The 15,886-nt window shown below is 31.3% G+C and carries 15 protein-coding genes; 2 read left to right on the forward strand and 13 right to left on the reverse strand.

The genetic code is table 11. The features are described 5' to 3' along the window. Positions 1 to 9: 9 nt before the first annotated feature. On the reverse strand, positions 10 to 957 hold the full coding sequence (locus tag BIV18_RS10005) for a hypothetical protein (protein WP_075660481.1): 948 nt from the start codon (positions 955 to 957) through the stop codon (positions 10 to 12). Positions 958 to 1,288: 331 nt separating this feature from the next. Here BIV18_RS10005 and BIV18_RS10010 point away from each other — a divergent pair, with 331 nt between their 5' ends. Both BIV18_RS10010 and BIV18_RS10015 read left to right on the forward strand, forming a co-directional pair. Then, positions 1,289 to 2,089, forward strand: coding sequence for a ParA family protein (locus BIV18_RS10010; protein WP_075660482.1), 801 nt, complete (start codon positions 1,289 to 1,291; stop codon positions 2,087 to 2,089). Next, on the forward strand, positions 2,090 to 3,283 hold the full coding sequence (locus BIV18_RS10015) for a hypothetical protein (RefSeq protein ID WP_075660483.1): 1,194 nt from the start codon (positions 2,090 to 2,092) through the stop codon (positions 3,281 to 3,283). A 313-nt stretch (positions 3,284 to 3,596) separates the two neighbouring features. On the opposite strand, the gene BIV18_RS10020 is transcribed toward BIV18_RS10015, so the two are convergent. From BIV18_RS10020 to BIV18_RS10070, 12 genes are all read right to left on the reverse strand, one after another. Continuing rightward, the gene (locus tag BIV18_RS10020; protein ID WP_075660484.1) at positions 3,597 to 4,058 is read right to left on the reverse strand and encodes a hypothetical protein; all 462 of its coding nucleotides are present in this window, start codon (positions 4,056 to 4,058) and stop codon (positions 3,597 to 3,599) included. Between the two features lie 97 nt (positions 4,059 to 4,155). Next, positions 4,156 to 4,431 carry a hypothetical protein gene (locus BIV18_RS10025; RefSeq protein WP_075660485.1) on the reverse strand — a complete coding sequence of 92 codons (276 nt, stop codon included), beginning with the start codon at positions 4,429 to 4,431 and terminating at the stop codon, positions 4,156 to 4,158. A gap of 231 nt (positions 4,432 to 4,662) precedes the next feature. Then, positions 4,663 to 4,935, reverse strand: a complete 273-nt coding sequence (locus tag BIV18_RS10030) for a hypothetical protein (protein ID WP_075660486.1) — start codon at positions 4,933 to 4,935, stop codon at positions 4,663 to 4,665. Positions 4,936 to 5,041: 106 nt separating this feature from the next. After that, complete coding sequence (locus BIV18_RS10035) at positions 5,042 to 7,267, reverse strand: ATP-dependent metallopeptidase FtsH/Yme1/Tma family protein (protein WP_083635599.1); 2,226 nt, start codon at positions 7,265 to 7,267, stop codon at positions 5,042 to 5,044. Beyond that, positions 7,264 to 8,580: a replication-relaxation family protein gene (locus BIV18_RS10040; protein WP_075660487.1), complete on the reverse strand. Its 1,317-nt coding sequence runs from the start codon at positions 8,578 to 8,580 to the stop codon at positions 7,264 to 7,266. Before BIV18_RS10040 ends, BIV18_RS10035 begins: the two co-directional genes overlap by 4 nt. 4 nt (positions 8,581 to 8,584) lie before the next feature. Beyond that, on the reverse strand, positions 8,585 to 9,223 hold the full coding sequence (locus BIV18_RS10045; RefSeq protein WP_075660488.1) for a hypothetical protein: 639 nt from the start codon (positions 9,221 to 9,223) through the stop codon (positions 8,585 to 8,587). A gap of 14 nt (positions 9,224 to 9,237) precedes the next feature. Next, the gene (locus tag BIV18_RS10720; protein ID WP_178385805.1) at positions 9,238 to 9,387 is read right to left on the reverse strand and encodes a hypothetical protein; all 150 of its coding nucleotides are present in this window, start codon (positions 9,385 to 9,387) and stop codon (positions 9,238 to 9,240) included. A 351-nt stretch (positions 9,388 to 9,738) separates the two neighbouring features. Next, positions 9,739 to 10,527 (reverse strand): hypothetical protein, encoded by a 789-nt coding sequence (locus BIV18_RS10050; protein WP_075660489.1) that lies wholly within the window; start codon positions 10,525 to 10,527, stop codon positions 9,739 to 9,741. Positions 10,528 to 10,580: 53 nt separating this feature from the next. Further along, a complete protein-coding gene (locus BIV18_RS10055) occupies positions 10,581 to 11,240 on the reverse strand; it encodes a hypothetical protein (protein WP_075660490.1) in 660 nt (219 codons plus the stop codon). A 15-nt stretch (positions 11,241 to 11,255) separates the two neighbouring features. Then, on the reverse strand, positions 11,256 to 12,653 hold the full coding sequence (locus BIV18_RS10060) for an AAA family ATPase (protein WP_075660491.1): 1,398 nt from the start codon (positions 12,651 to 12,653) through the stop codon (positions 11,256 to 11,258). Between the two features lie 176 nt (positions 12,654 to 12,829). Beyond that, positions 12,830 to 14,959, reverse strand: coding sequence for an SF1B family DNA helicase RecD2 (recD2, locus tag BIV18_RS10065; protein ID WP_075660492.1), 2,130 nt, complete (start codon positions 14,957 to 14,959; stop codon positions 12,830 to 12,832). Positions 14,960 to 15,406: 447 nt separating this feature from the next. Continuing rightward, on the reverse strand, positions 15,407 to 15,862 hold the full coding sequence (locus tag BIV18_RS10070) for a hypothetical protein (protein WP_075660493.1): 456 nt from the start codon (positions 15,860 to 15,862) through the stop codon (positions 15,407 to 15,409). Between the last annotated feature and the right edge of the window lie 24 nt (positions 15,863 to 15,886).

A 15,886-nucleotide genomic window follows, 5' to 3' on the forward strand; every position in this document is an offset into this window, starting at 1 on the left:
GAATCTCCCTTATCTAACTTGAACAATTACAGAGCCTGCTTCTACATCTCTAGTTTCTTTGATTTCTGCTGTTTTTAAATCTCTGATGTATAACTTGTCATCTTTGATTGTGTAAACTAGATTTTGGTCTAAAGATATAGCGTTATTTTCCATGTCGCCAACATTGTTTAAAGAAATCATCTTGTTTGTTCTAATGTCAAATATTTGGAGATTCTTACCATCTTTAAAGCAAGCCCTGTCTGCATTACTATTAACAAGTTCAAGTTCATCTGCTTTGAAAGATAGGAGATCTAGTCCTCTAAGACTTTTATTTAAAATGGCTATAGTTTGGTTGCCCTTCATTCCATACCCACTAGAAACAAGCACCTTATCCCCTAGAATAGATATGCTGGAGAGATTTGGGATTCTTTGAAGGGTAGATGAGTTAGTAGATGATAGGACAGTCTTGCCCTTATCTTCTTCGATATAAAATACATCGTCTTTGTCGATAGCAAAATCTTTAACTCCCACTCCCTTTAATTTTTCAGCAATATTATTACTGCTTTCAAATCCAAAGGAGAAGATTGTATTTTGCTTTGTTTTAACAACGACTTTATCTTGATTTCTGTCTGCCAAAACTGGCTCATCATCAAGAATACCTAATTCGGATTTTTCAAGGTTTTCGTTGATTAAGGATAAGGTCTTTGTGCCTTCATCATAGACATAGACATTTCCTCTTTTAGAAATTACTTTTTCTGATTTTCCTAATTTTAATTTTTTGTCGTTAACTTTTAAGATTCTTTTCTCTGGATTGTAAGTCATAAGGTCATAGGTTACAGGATTTTCATTAGTTGTTTCTTCTTTGTTCTTAGATAAAAAAGATGACACAATAAAAAATAAGCCTATTAACAAGGCTATTCCTAATACTCCTAGCCCACCGATTAACAACTTTCTTTTTAATCCTTCATTAATTTTCATAAAAAACTTCCTTTCTTCGTCAATAAAATAAGGTTGCTATATTCACGCTCTAAGTTTTTTATCTCTAATTAATTTTTCTTAGCTAAAAGTTAATTTATTATCTATAATTTTATTTTCTTTACTTCATTTTGTAGTGTAATTATAGCATCACCTAGACAAGAGTCAACTAGAGGCATCTACTGGAAAAAAGGATTTACCCACCCTTAATTAAGGTTTTCTAAGGCTTTTTGCCTTCTTTTTTCTTGGTACTTGCTTCTTATCTTATCGCATTTCGATGTTTTCCTCTTTATTTTTCCGATGAAATTTGAGATAATAATATCGAGGTGAGAAAATGAGTAAAATAATTACAAATGTTATGCCTAAAGGTGGCGTTGGTAAAACAACCGTTTTATTGAATATTGGTTACGAACTCTCCCTTTTAAAGAAAAAGGTTTTGTTCATAGATACAGACGGACAACTAAATTTAACAAGTAATATTCAGTATAAGGATGACCAAGTAATTGCTCTTAAAAATATTTTTGATTTATTTACTGAAGAAGATCCTAAGTTGGATTATTATATTTATGAAACATCTTATAAAAATATAGATATTATCCAAGGTTCTTCTGATTTATATTTTCTTAGAAATGAACGAAACTTTATGGCAGAAGATAAGGATTTTATTCCTAAATTCTTTGATATGCTACATAAGTCTGATTATGACTATGTTTTAATAGATACTAACCCTACTATTTCAGAGTTAAACTTAGCTCTTATACAAAATACTGACTTAAACTTAATAATTATAGATGGGGATATTAATGCTGTTGATACCCTTCAAACCCTTCTAGGTCAATATATTAAAAGCTATCCTATCTGGGCTAAGGGTGAAATTACTCAAGAATCTGTTATTTACTCCTTTGCTACTAGAAATAAGATACTTTTTAATAATATTGCTAAGCAAGAATCTGTTATTGAATACACAAGAAATACTATTATAGATATGTTCCACGAAAGTATGATTTTAGATACTGTTATCCATAGGTCTGTTGTTGCAAAATACGCAAAAATGGATAGAGAACCTATTTCTCAATATGATAAGAAACATACTATGAGTAAGGAATTTAGAAAACTTGCTAAGGAGGTTATTTAATTGAGCAAAAAACCTAGAAAAATGAACTTGTCTGGAAATAACAAGGCTAATATCGACAATTTATTTAACTCAATCTTAAATAAAGAGCCTGAAACTCCAAAAGAAGAAGATCCAACAGTTAATACAGTTAAAACAGAATCTTCAAATCAAGCAAGTCCAGTTAAGATTTCCTTATCAGAAATTCAAAAATCTCCTAAAGATATTAACTTCTTTAGGGAGTTAAATGACAAGGAGAAAACAGCCCTTAAAGACAATATTGACAATACAGATATTGGACTTATCAACCCTATAATCCTGTGGGATTTAAAGAATATTGATAAGACAGCTCCTATTTACAAGGAAATTGAAGAATACAATAAGACTCACAAAGATAAAATTATTTTAGATTCATATTTAATAGTTTCTGGTGCTAATAGATATGATTGTTATTGTGAACTCTATAATGATTACAAGGGTAAAGATAAAGACAAAGAATCAAAATATGAGAAAATACCTTCTAAAATTTTATCTTTTGATGATATAACAAACCTCAACCAGTTAAAATTAATGATCGTAGATGCCAACTATCATCAAAGGAAGTCTTTAAGTATTGAGTTATTTGAAATTGTAGGCTTGTACCAAGCTACTTTAAATAACTTAAAAAAGAATCCTAATATAGATGATTTTGACATTACTGATAAAACTGCTGAATATCTTGGTTTATCAAAAACTAAAGTCATCGAAGAAAAGGCTCTTTATGACCACTTATCAGACCTTAGTAAGTCTTTATACAAGTCTGAAAAGTTTAATAGGACTTTCTTTTATAAGTTGACACGTTTCCAAGATAAGTACCAGGAATTGTTTATAAAAGAACTTACTGACTTTAAAAAAGAACAAGCTATAAATAGTAAAAAAGATACTTACTATATAACAAAATTCTTTAAAAAGTATCCTAAAAACTATAGGAAGTCCAAGGAGGATCCGAGCAAGGATATAGAAAACTTCTTCAAAACAGAATCTTCTGGAAATACAAGTGATGAGATTAAGTTTACTAAAAATCTCTCCATAGCAAATAATGAGCCTAATACAATATTATTTTCACTTCCAAAGGACATGGAAGATTACCAAGAAGAACTTCAAAAGCTTATAATTAAACACCTCCCTGACATAAAAAAGAAAGTAGATTCACAAAAGGAATCTCAAAATAATAAATAATATCCTCGTCTAGCCTCTATACTTAGGGGCTATTTTTAATGAAAAGTTTTTCTTATGATTTTTCTAAAATCAGTCTTAGCGTTTTTTAAGTCTTTTTTAAAAGTATGATTTTTTCTTCAAATTTTATGTAATAAATTTTTTAAGAATTTCAGCCTAGTGTTTGCAAGGCTTGTAGCTATTTTACGTTTTGCCCTAGCTATTTTACGAAAATCCTTTCCTATTTTACGCAAAAATAAAATAGCCTCTTACTTTTACATAAGAGGCTTATACAAAAGAAAAGAGGCATACTCTTTTCTGGGTTTTGGAATCTTTATTAGATAGCGTTGTAAAATACTCCAACAAAGACACCAACAGCACCTAAACAAGCAGCTCCAATTCCTGACCAAACAAGACCAACAAGAAGTTTAGATCTTTCAGCTGGGTTAGAAGCTGAACCTACTAATTGAAGTAATTTTACAATGAAAATTACCACGCAAGTGATAGCAGCTAGGGCAGAAACACCAGTTATAAAATTCTTGTACTTAGTTATAACAGTATTCCAAGCTCCACCTTGTTGTTTAGTTGCCACATTAATGTTTTTACCATTTCCATCGTAAGTAACATCAAAGTTTTCCCAAATATTTTTAGTATTGGAAGCCTTTACTGTTTGAACGATTGGAGCAACTGGCATCTGAACATTTTCAGAGAAGTCTGGAGTTGCAAAAAATGATAAGAACATAACAAACATTAACATTAATACTCCAAACTTGTTGGACACTTTTGATTTATTTAGCATGGCTCTTTCCCCTTTCTTAATACTCAAAAATTCAAATAAATTTTTGACATAGTAATTTTCTAACTATGTATAGAGCCATAAGGCTCTAATAATGCTTTTAAATAACTAAATCAAATTCATTAAACATCTTAATTGATTCTTCGATTAAAGCATTTGTGTCTGGACTTCTTAAATATAGATAAACAAGCTTAGGATCATTCACAGAAACATAGTCACACACAGCTTCTAAAATAACAGCTTCTTCTTCACTACAACGACCTTCATTGTCTAGTAGCTCATTAAACATATCAACTAGATACTTCCAAGCCCTATCTATGTCATCTTCAGTCCAGTCTAAATAATTGTTACTTACTTTAAAAATATTCTTTTTCATTTGTTTGCCCCATTTCTTTAAATTGTTTACAACTTATTTTATTCGTACTGTTATGGGTAATCTAAGTAAATCTAAAAAATATATTGCATATACTAAGAAAGCAGGTATAGTCTTATGCCAAGTCTTTATAACTGACTTTTCTATACCTGCTTTCTAGTAGTTGTTTGTAAAATATAATGCCAAAAATAGATTAAATCTTTAATACAACCTATAAATGACATTTAGATATTGTTAAAAGCTTTCTTCTTTTGGGGTTATGGCTTCTGTCGCTCTTGCCGTGTACCTTATAATAGCAAAGTTGTTAATATCTTGTTCTTCACAAATATTTTTCACAACCTTTTCTGCATAGTCATAGGATTGATATGTTTTAGCCCCAGCTATATGTCTACTACTAACAAATTTTTTCATACCACCACTATGCCATGTTCTAGTATTTTTATTATAGATAACAAAAAAAATAAAATATGGATAACTCACAGATTCTGGTTTTAGCCTGATACTCATATTTGCCCCTTCTGTTTTAAATACAAGTGTATTAAAATATCTATCTATTATTTAATAGTTAAACAAGAAAGTGCTAAGCCAAGGCTTAGCACATCTTCACTATATATTAAGCTAGAGCTTTTTCATTATTTTCAATTAAGTGTTTTGCAACGATTCTGCTTAGCTCATCAGCATTTAGGCTTTCTTTTTTCAATAGAGATTCTGCAATTTCTACATATATGTCTTGATGTTCCAGAATAAAGTTATATGCCTCATTATAAAGCCTTTCAGACATTTTCTTTGCTTCTTTAAGGATTTCTTCCCTATCTAGGCTTGGATCAAGATTATACATACCATATTCAGAGAAGCCATATCTTGTTAGGTAGTTATTAATAATATTTGTAGCTTGTTGTATATCCGAACTTGCACCTATTGTAATCCTTTCCAGGTCTTTTAATAGGAATTGTTCGCCTGCTCTGCCTCCATACATCACACAAATATCATTTTCTAAGTCTTTCTTAGATGTATATGTGCCTTCTTTTGGTAGTGAGAAGGTAACCCCACCATACCCTGATGTACTCGGAATTATAGTAACCTTTGGTACCCTCTTGCCTGCCATTAATAAGCTCAAGACAGCGTGTCCAGCTTCGTGGTAAGCAGTAATTCTTCTAGTTTCTTCTAATTGTTCCTTATCAACTTGTTCATGACCCTTTGTAATAATTTCAAGTAGGGCTTGGTCTATATCTTTTCTAGTAATTACCTTATTTCCGTGATTAACAGCTAGGATAGCTGCGTGGTTTGCAAAAGAAGCAATATCAGCTCCAGAAAAACCTATAGTTTCTCCTGCTATATTTTCTAGGTTAATATCAGAATCTAGTGTCTTGTTCTTGAAGTGAAGTTGTAGCATTTTTAATCTATCATCTTCATCTGGTAGTGATAAAGCGATTTGACGGTCGAATCTTCCACCTCTTAAAAGGGCTGGATCCATAGATTCTAACAAGTTAGTAGCACCTAAGATTACTACTCCATCTCCATTTTTGTTAGCCGTATTTCCAGATAAACCATCCATTTCTGCTAGTAGGGCATTAAGAGTTTGAAGATGTTCACTTGTTCCATTTTGATTGTTTCTATTTCCTGCAATAGCGTCAATTTCATCTATAAAGATAATACAAGGAGCATTTTTTCTAGCAGCTGCAAAGAGTTGTCTTACCTTACTAGCTCCAACACCTACATAGGTATTGATAAAGCTAGAACCATTCATACTTATCATAGGAACCCCAGATTCCCCAGCAATAGCCTTAGCCATTAAAGTTTTGCCAGTTCCAGGAGGGCCGTATAACAAGTAGCCCTTTGGCATTTTAGCTCCCATTTCTTCATATTCTTTAGGATTTTTCAAAAAGTTTACTAAGTTTTTAATTTCAGTTAAGGATTCCTTGTTTCCTGCTATATCAGAGAATTTTATGCTGGATTTTACTGGGGTTAATTGGTCTTTATTTGAGCCTTCATTTCCTTTACCCATAACTGGCATTGTCATCTTAGAGAAGATGTAATAAAAGATACAAAGTGGTGCAAGAACAATTAGAAGGTTTCCAAAGAATTTGTTCATTTGACCTGCTAGTTCTTTTTTAGTTTGGACTTGATTAAAGGAAATATCCTTTTCTAACATCTCTTTTCTAAAGTTTTCATAACCAGGGTTCTCAGTACGATAAGCTCCATTGACTACTAATTCTTGATCCATATAACCCAACTGTTTAACTTCATTATCCTTAACCTTCTTTTGAAATTCTTGATAAGAGATTTTAGGAAGTTCATTTAGGCTCTTAGTTTCAGCACCAGCCATTATATTTACACCTAGTACAAGGATAAGACTGGCAATACCAAAGCTCATTCCAATAGTTTTTAAGTTTAGTGAAGATTTTAGTTTGTCGAAAAACCCTACCCTATAACTAACAACCTCACTTACTATTTCTCCAGTAATAGAATTACTAGCAAGTTCATATAAGAGAAATAATCTTTCTTGAAGATAATCAACTTGTTCAGATGTATTTATTTCAACATCAAGAACATTGTCAAAATATCCATTATCTATGATTAATAAATTTATTAAATCATTTCTTCCTAAGAATAGGGCTAAGTAACAAGCTTGGTTTGTCTTAGTGTTTTGAAGGGGTCTAATAAGAATAGTCTTTTTATCTGCCCTATATCTTCTAGTAACCCTTTTTATAGTATTTTTATCTTCCTTATCTAAACCTTCATAATTCATAAGATCTTTAAAGGTACACCAGCCTCCTGAACTTTTAGTTAGGGCTATGTGATATTCAATAAATTCTAAAGATTTGTTAATATCCTTCACTTTATACCTCCTAAAGCTTCTTCAAGCTCATCTATACTTGTTAGAAATTGCCTTTTGCTAAAGGCAAAGTCAGTAAAATTCTGAATTGCACCTGTCGCAGATACATAGAATATAGCTTCATTAAAGGGTAAATCCCTTAACCTGCTTAGGCAAGTGTAATAAACATTTGACATACCTAAACCATTTATAACTTTTAAATCGTGGATTAAGTCTAACAACTCTCTTTCATCTTTTAAGCAAATAATATATAAAATCTCCCTACCTAACTTTTCCTTGTAGGCTATGTTTGCCTTGGATAAATAGACTATCTTACTCAAGGTGTAAAAAGGTCTGTTATTATATCCGTCAAAGATAAATTCCTGTAATCTTCCATCTTTTCTAAGGACTTCTCCCGACTTTTCTTCTATTAACCTTGCATAAATATCAAAGTGATAATCATTAAAGAGAGGTCTTAATAATTCTCCCTTGGTTACCCTAAAACCTCGATACTCTAAGACATTTATTATCTTGTCTTTGTATTCATTAGGTCTTGTTAAGAGTTCACGCATGATTTGGAGAAGATTTTCTCTGGTGTTGACATAAATGTCAAAGGTTTCATCTATTTTATCTAAGAGATTATTGGATATAGACAAGTTAACTAGGTCAATACGAGTTTGGGGAATATTAGTATTATCACAAATAAAGAGCATTATAATCTTTTTATCCTTAAACTTGTATTCACTTGAATTAATAAAATTCCAATAATTTCTAAACTTTTCATCTAATTGTTTTAAACTTTCTGTAGACATATCTTCTTCAAGGAAGAAGTCAATTTCTGGTGTTGATATAATTCCATCAGGTCTTATATTTACATACTTTGAAGTAAACTTTTCGTCATAATACCGAAACTTCAAACCCAATTCCTTATTCATTTCTATAAAATCAATTAGGAATTGATTGAGGTGGATCTGATGATTGACAAACCTTGGCTGGATTTTTAGTTCGTAGGCTCTGAAATATCCTCTTTTAACAACTCGATTTTCTATATCAAAGATATTTGGGGGTAATTTTTGGGTTGACCTAACTAGGTTAACGCCTAGGGTTGTTAACTGATAGATTTCAAACCTACCCTCATCATTCTTTTCTAATATTTCATAGGATATAAAATCATTTAATTTCCTAGAGCATTGCCTTTCAGGTTTTTTATACTTGTCACCATCTTCAAAGTGTAAGGCAAAAATCTGATTAAAGGTTAAACATCTCAAAGTATATATAGAGTGCAGAATTGCTATGTCTTTTTCATCTAGTCTTTTTAAAATTTCTTCTTTTTTCATATAATCACCCTACAGAATTTCTCTTGGCTTTTAATTCTTTAACTATATAGTCACCTTTTCCAATTTTTTCAAAATCTTCTGGGATTATAGCGTCTTTAAATACTCCGTCTGCCCTTCTAGGTACGAACTTTTTATTTGCTAGATATTCAGCTAATACTTCTGGTGGTAGAGTATATTGAACACCATTTTTAATAGGTATGATATTAACTCCCCTACTTGCATACTTATCAGTAAAATCGTCAATAACTACTACCTTATCCCTACCTGCCACGCTTGCAAACAAAGGATTTTCTTCTAAACAATGTCTTTTGTATTCCTTTTTTTCTTCTTTAGTCATTAGGGGTTTTCTTTGATGGATAAGGGTTGAAGGTTGGGGATTCTCTACTCTTTTATTCTTTTGTTGATTGAAATAAACAGGTTTTGTTACTTCGATATACTCCATAAGAATCTTAGTAGTAGGACAATCAAATTTTTCTAAAGCCTTTTCTAAGTCGCCTTTATACTTATCTTCTAAGGCTCCTGCAACTCTTTCTAAGAGGATACTATCCTTCTTTCTTGGATTAAGAGTTTCAGATTCTAGTTTTTCAATTTCCTTCATTATTATTTTTTCTAGAGCTTGGTCTGTGATTATTAATTTCTTCATAATAACCACCCCTATTAATATTTCATTAATTCACTAATTTGTGAATCTATGCCTTTTTCTAATTTATCTGTAGTCTTGCCTACAGCTTTAAAGAAGTTGCTATATGCCATAATAACTATTGCAATAGTAACTATTATGCCAATAATAGTAATTTTTGTTTTCATAATATACCTCTATCTTTCTCAATATAGTTTTGTAAACAACTTAAAGAAAACTAGTTTTGAAATTTAACTAGTTGGAACAAAGGTATTATCTATAATTTAAAATTCTTTGCTAAATAGTGGGATTTAAGCTCCCTGATTTAATCTATCTTCATCTCTACTCTAACTATATTGTAGATAAGTCCAGACACCGTTCAAGGGCTTTGACAAAAAATCTTAGGACTATCAAATGTGCATTTACCAACAAAACAAGGAGGCTACTTAAAATTTCTAAAATTATTCTTTAACAATTTCCCCTTGTTTTGTAGTAGAGGAAAATAAAAACCCCAAGTGCATATCTACTTGGGGTAGTTTTTAATATATCAAGGATTTTAATTCTTCTACATCGCCACCATTTTCAAGGATTTTAAGAGCTGCCTGCTCTAGGCTAGTATCCATACCTTCATCTTGTTTAATACTTAGGTTTTTTCTTAAAAGACTCTTAGTAGCATATAGGTTAGCCTTGAGATCTATATAATCTTCTATCTTTTCTCTAGTGTCCTGACTGATATATCTAAACCTCTTACCTATTTCTGAATCAGCCTTATAATCAAGACTAGCCTTACCTTTGCCTAGGATTTTATCCTTATTGTTCTTAAAGGACATACCAGCCTTGTTATAAAGCTTGCCTGCATCTTCTTTTCCTTGAGCAATCTTTGATTTCAAGTCATCTTCTCTATTTTGATTGATATTAGAGCCTTCTAAACTTAAACTTCCTCCAAAGTCTATACTGTCAGGATTTTCTCCATTTATATCATTAGGATCTTGGTTAGAATCACCAGTATAATAATTATCTTTATCGCCCAAAGAGTTATCGTAATCAGAAGCTTCAGGATTATTGCTAAAATTATTCCTATTATTATTAAGGTCATTATCAAGGTTATCAGACCCCTTTCTATCGAAGATTCCTAAAAATTTACCATTCTTAGATTTTCCATAGGAACTTTCTCTTGTTAAGCTTTCCCTTGGATTTTGTAGTTCATAGGGTTTTAGGCTATGTGAGAATAAGTAATAATAAAAAGAAAAAATGATTAAGAATATTGAATATGTTATAAGTATAAGCTTAAATATAAGGCTTCTATAAAAATTGGTTTTTTGTTCCATATTTATACTCCTTTCTATAAAATAAAATATGTAAGGGGCAAAAGCCCCTATGATTAAATAAAGTATTTTTTTGCCATAGTATATGACTTGTCAGCAAAGTAAGCCTCTAAGACAGGTTTTGTTACACTTGCAAGTTCCATTAACTCATCAGAAGATAGACCGATTAAAATATCAAGTCGTCTAGTATCCTTCTTGGGAACTATAAGCCCTTGAGGATTTTGGACACCTGGACAAGCGTGAGTAGCTAATAGGAATAAGACCTTATCACCAACTGTTATATTTAAAGTTCTTGATAGGGCTTCTCCCTTTTGTAAAGAGAAATTCAATCCATGTAGAAGGTTGTTCCCACTAGTTTGACTAGCTATAACCTTTTCTGGAGTCATACCACCCATATCTTTAAATAAGTCTGGTAAAGCTACATTTGGATTTTTAGCTTTAAGATCCTTCATCTTTTTAGCAGCATTTAAAATCTGGCCATTTACTACCTTATTACAAAATCCTAAAGCTTTGCTTGGATTAATATAATAGGCAATAAAGCCATTTTGCTTATTACTAGAGTCATACTTTTGAAAATTTATGACAAGTTTATCAATATTAAATAAAGCTGTATTTAATATCTCGACTCTTACTTTTCCATTAGTTTTTTCCCAAATTTTTGTTGCCTTGTTATAGGCATCTCTTTCTTCCTGTGTCATATTTTTAAAATCAATCATAATCTTGTCCCCCTCTTAAATCACCATGATATTGCCTAAACTTCTCTTAACTTCTTCTCTACAAGTTTCATCAGTAATATTTTCTACTACTACTTGCATTAATACATCTTTAGTTGATAAACCTTGGACTGCTATTAGTTCAGAAGCTAATCTAAAGTTACGAATACTAAGTGTTTCTGGTTCTAAAGTATCTAGTTCAATTCCTTTTAAGATAGCTGAATATAGCTTTTGGAATACATCTAGGTCTTTTGATTTCAATTTAACTGGTAATAGATCTTCAATGCTATTGAAGTGATTCATTTTAATAGTTAAAAATCTTGAAAGTAAAGCTTGGTTAAGAGCCATAGTTCCTGCATAACCTTGGTTACCAGTTGCAATAACTACAAAGTTATCAACTGCATTAACCTTTTTGTATTGAGGAACATCTACACTTCGTCTATTATCTAATAAAGCGTGTAAGAAAGAGAAAGTATTTGAACGACCCATATTAAGTTCGTCTAATACTAAGATTCCACCAACTTCTGCTGCTTCAATAATAGTAGATGGTACAAATTTAACTTGTCCATTTTCGTCTAAAGTTTGAGAACCCATTAAGGCATTGTTAGACAACTGAGCATTAATTGAATATTCATATAAAGGTCTTTTATACAGCCATGCTAAAGTTGTAGCAAAAACATTCTTACCTACTCCATAAGGGCCTTCTAAGTAAAGATTTTTTCCTAGATTAATAGTTCCTAGGGCAAAGGCTGAAATGCCTTTAGTATCTTTATATGGAAGTTCTGGCTTAATAGGAATAAGCATTTCTTTATCTTTTGGATATTCTCTCATACTTGAAAATACACCTTTGATGACATTATTATTGATTTCCAAATTTCTAAGGAAATCTAATCTTTCAACTAATTCTTCAAGTTCACAATTAATCCTATTAGCTGTTTCGCTAACTAGGGAATCAATGTCCTTATCAGTTAAAATACTGTCATCCACTTCGATTTCTATACAGGCCTTGAAATAATTCTTTTCAATATTATTTCCAGAAATTGTACCGAAATTTGAAGCGTAGACTTCATCATTTATCACTTTAGCATTTTCAAATAATTCTTCTAAAAATACTTTAAGTTGTGATTCATTATTAGGAATTACATCAATAGTTCCAAGTTGAAATACCTCATCCCCATTAATTTCCATTGGGTCAACTCTAGTTTCAATACCTAATTTTTCAATTTGGTCTTTAGAAACTGTAAATAAGTAATTTGATGGAGATAGATCTTCAAATCTTGAAATATTGTTAGTATTTAACAACATTCCTATAGTAATTTCTTCATCCTTATTTTTTGTCATATAAGGAAATAAAGCCTTTCTAATTTGAAAGATTTGACCTGCTCCAACAATGTTTAATTCTACATTTTTTTTCATATTGTATCCTCCTAAATTTGTTTTGACTAAAACATTTATCTGTTTTCGCCTAGTTTTTTATTTTCGTATAAGAAGTAATCAATGGGAATGAGGATAATATTATGTTTTTACATCTACTAAAGAAAAAAAGTAGTTTGGGAGATTTCAGGTAAATATAGAGGATTCTGCCTTTTTTCTTAAAAACTTTTTGCTAGAGTTGAATTTCTATTTGCTCCTTCTTTTTCAATAATCTTATCTAATTCATCGTAAATCTTGTTATTTCCAACCAAGACTACCCTATTCTTTGCCCTAGTAACACCCGTATATAATAACTGTCTATTAAAGACAAAGTTATAATCTACAGCAATTAATACGCTGGGAAATTCAGACCCTTGGGATTTATGAATAGTGATTGCATAGGCTAGGGTTAAATAGTTTAGTTTTTCTCTTGGATACTTAATATCTTTATTGGGAAATTCTATATATAAATACTTGTCATCATAGTTAACAATATGACCAATATCTCCATTAAAGACATCTACGTCATAATCATTTACAGTTTGCATTACCCTATCACCCAAAGATACATCTTCTCCCAAACCAATCTCTGCAATAATTGGTTGAGGATTGATATAGGCTTTAATTAGGGGATTGAGAGTCCAAGTACCTAAATCACCCTTATTCATAGAGGTTAAAACTTGTATATCTGATATAGGAACATGCTTATCTACTAGTCTTTTAAATTCAGTTAAAATAGTAGAATCCTTAATTTCAAACTTATCATCACACTCTAAATCCCTAGCCTTCTCTTTCGATATTATCTTATGAGAATTGGAGATTATGAGAGATTTTTGGGATTGCCTAAAGATAAGGTCTAGCCTAGTTACTGGGATTTTTTCAGAGTCTATTAGGTCTTTAAAAACATTACCTGCTGATACAGAATTGATTTGGTTGGCATCGCCTAAAAGAATTAAATGACTTCCCTCTTTTAAAGACTCTAAAATACACAAAAATAGTTTTAAGTCAATCATTGAAGATTCGTCAATAACTATATAATCACCTTCAAGGGATTCCTTACAAGAGTCAAAGTATTGGCTTAATCCTAAAGCTTTGTGAATAGTTTCTGCAAAGCAATTTGTCACAGTAACCATTTGTTGAGCTGCCCTACCAGTTGGTGCTAGTAATTGGATTGTTTTCTTGGGTTTGTATTTTGATAAAACTTTGAGAAGGTAAGTTAGGGTGAAGGTTTTGCCTGTTCCTGGCCCTCCAGTTACAATAGATAACTTGTATTTTAAGGCATTTCTAATGGCTTCTTTTTGATTATCAGACAATGGAGATGATTCTAAAAATTTGTCTAAGTCTTTGTCTTGCTTTTTTGAGAAGGATCCATTTATCTTACTAGTCTTTTGCTTTAGCTCTCTTACAACCTTATTTTGTAGATTGAACAAATAACTCAAATAAACCTCTTTATTTCTTGTTATTACTATCTTTCTAGTAGTTGCTAGAGATTCTAAGACTTCTGTTATCTTCATATCTAAGTAAGCCTCCCGACCTTCATAAGTTGAGGTTTTATTATTGGAGGCTGAGTAAACTTTTAGATATTTAGACAAGTTTTTTCTAATATTTGATTCATAAACAAAGGTATGTCCATAAGACTTAACCATTTGACGAATATAGGATAAGATTGCTCCTTGCAACCTAAAATCTTCAGGGATGAAGGCATAGTTCTTTTGAGCAATAGCGTCAACCCTTGTAAAATCAAGATAAAGTTCATCTAATAATATATAAGGATTTTCCTTACATTTTTCTATGGTCTTATCTTTAAAGCGATTGTAAAGTCTGTAAATATCGTTAAATTCAATGTTGTATTCATTTAAGAATAATTGGATTTCAGCAAAATCAACATAACCTAGGGCTTCTTCTTTAAGACGAGTAACTATCTTACTCTTAATGCCAAGACCTTCAATAAAGCCTTCTTCTAAGATTTTTTCAAAAGTATTAGGATAGGAGTTTTCAACTATTTTACTTGCCATAACTGGGCCTACACCTCTAGTCTTTGTTAAGACTTTGATGTGGTTATTTTTGCCAGATTCTACTCTTTTTATAAAAGAGGTCATTTGGAAATTGGTGTTAGAAGTAAATTTTCCCCTTAAAGTTAAAGTATCTCCAGTATTTATTGTTGGGATATATCCACTAACAAAGAAATCTAATATATAAGGATTTGGCATTTTTCTATATTCATTACTCTTAGCTTTAAAAGTAGTTTCTCCAAGACCTTGTTTTATGTAGTTGGTAACTGTTACATCAATAGTTATTTCTTCACTCATCTTTTCGCACCTCCTCCCTGTCTATTTACTAATCACAAAAATCTCCCTATCTATATTAAACATCTGTCCTAAAGCCTTAATAAATGTGTATTTTAAGCCATTTTACTTTTAGCTCTTTTTATATGATCCTGCATACATTTACTACAAAAAAGAAGTAGGTTGGAAGGCTTGGTTGGTTTTACTAGGATTTACCTTCTTTTTTGTTTTGGTCTAAGCCCTGTCTGTTTTTTCTGTGTTTTTAATGGACACATCTAACAAGAACTAAATCTGGCAAGCCGTGCCAAATATTTTATATTGAGAATCTAACTTTTCAGACTTGTTATTATGTAACCTCCATCACCATACAGCAGCAATTTGCTTTTATATACTTCAGCCAAAAAGAAAGACCCACCTAGATTTTATAAATCTAAGCAGGTCTGTATAAATCTTTCTTTTTGCTAGTAGATGCTAAGCTACACAAATGTCCATTTTACCGTAATCTCTTTGGAATTTTCTAAGTCCACTTGCTCCTTCACTAATTAAAACATTGTATAATTGGAAGTTTCTATCCTTTGGGCCTAGAGTTGTCACTAAAACTATAGTATCTTCGTGACTAAATTTATTGTGGTCTGGTGCCATAACTAAAATTAGGTCATCATCCATAATCCAATAATCGTCAGAGATGTGTTCGAGCTTATCGGCATTATCTTGTAACAGCTTGTTTATAGACATCTTATTAGCATTGTGGTCTACCCTTTCTTTAAATCTTTCTTCAAAGTGATCTGTGATGGAAAAGCTTATAATATCTTCTTTCCCCTTATCAAGTGTATTACAGATAGTATTAAATCTATCTCTGTAATATTGCTTGTTAGCTTCTCTTTGTTTCTTAATTTTGTTTCTTTTAAATTTGTTACTTCTTTTCATAATTATTACTCCCTTCAATAATTG

Source organism: Peptoniphilus grossensis (genome assembly GCF_001940285.1).
Lineage (GTDB): Bacteria > Bacillota > Clostridia > Tissierellales > Peptoniphilaceae > Peptoniphilus_A > Peptoniphilus_A faecalis.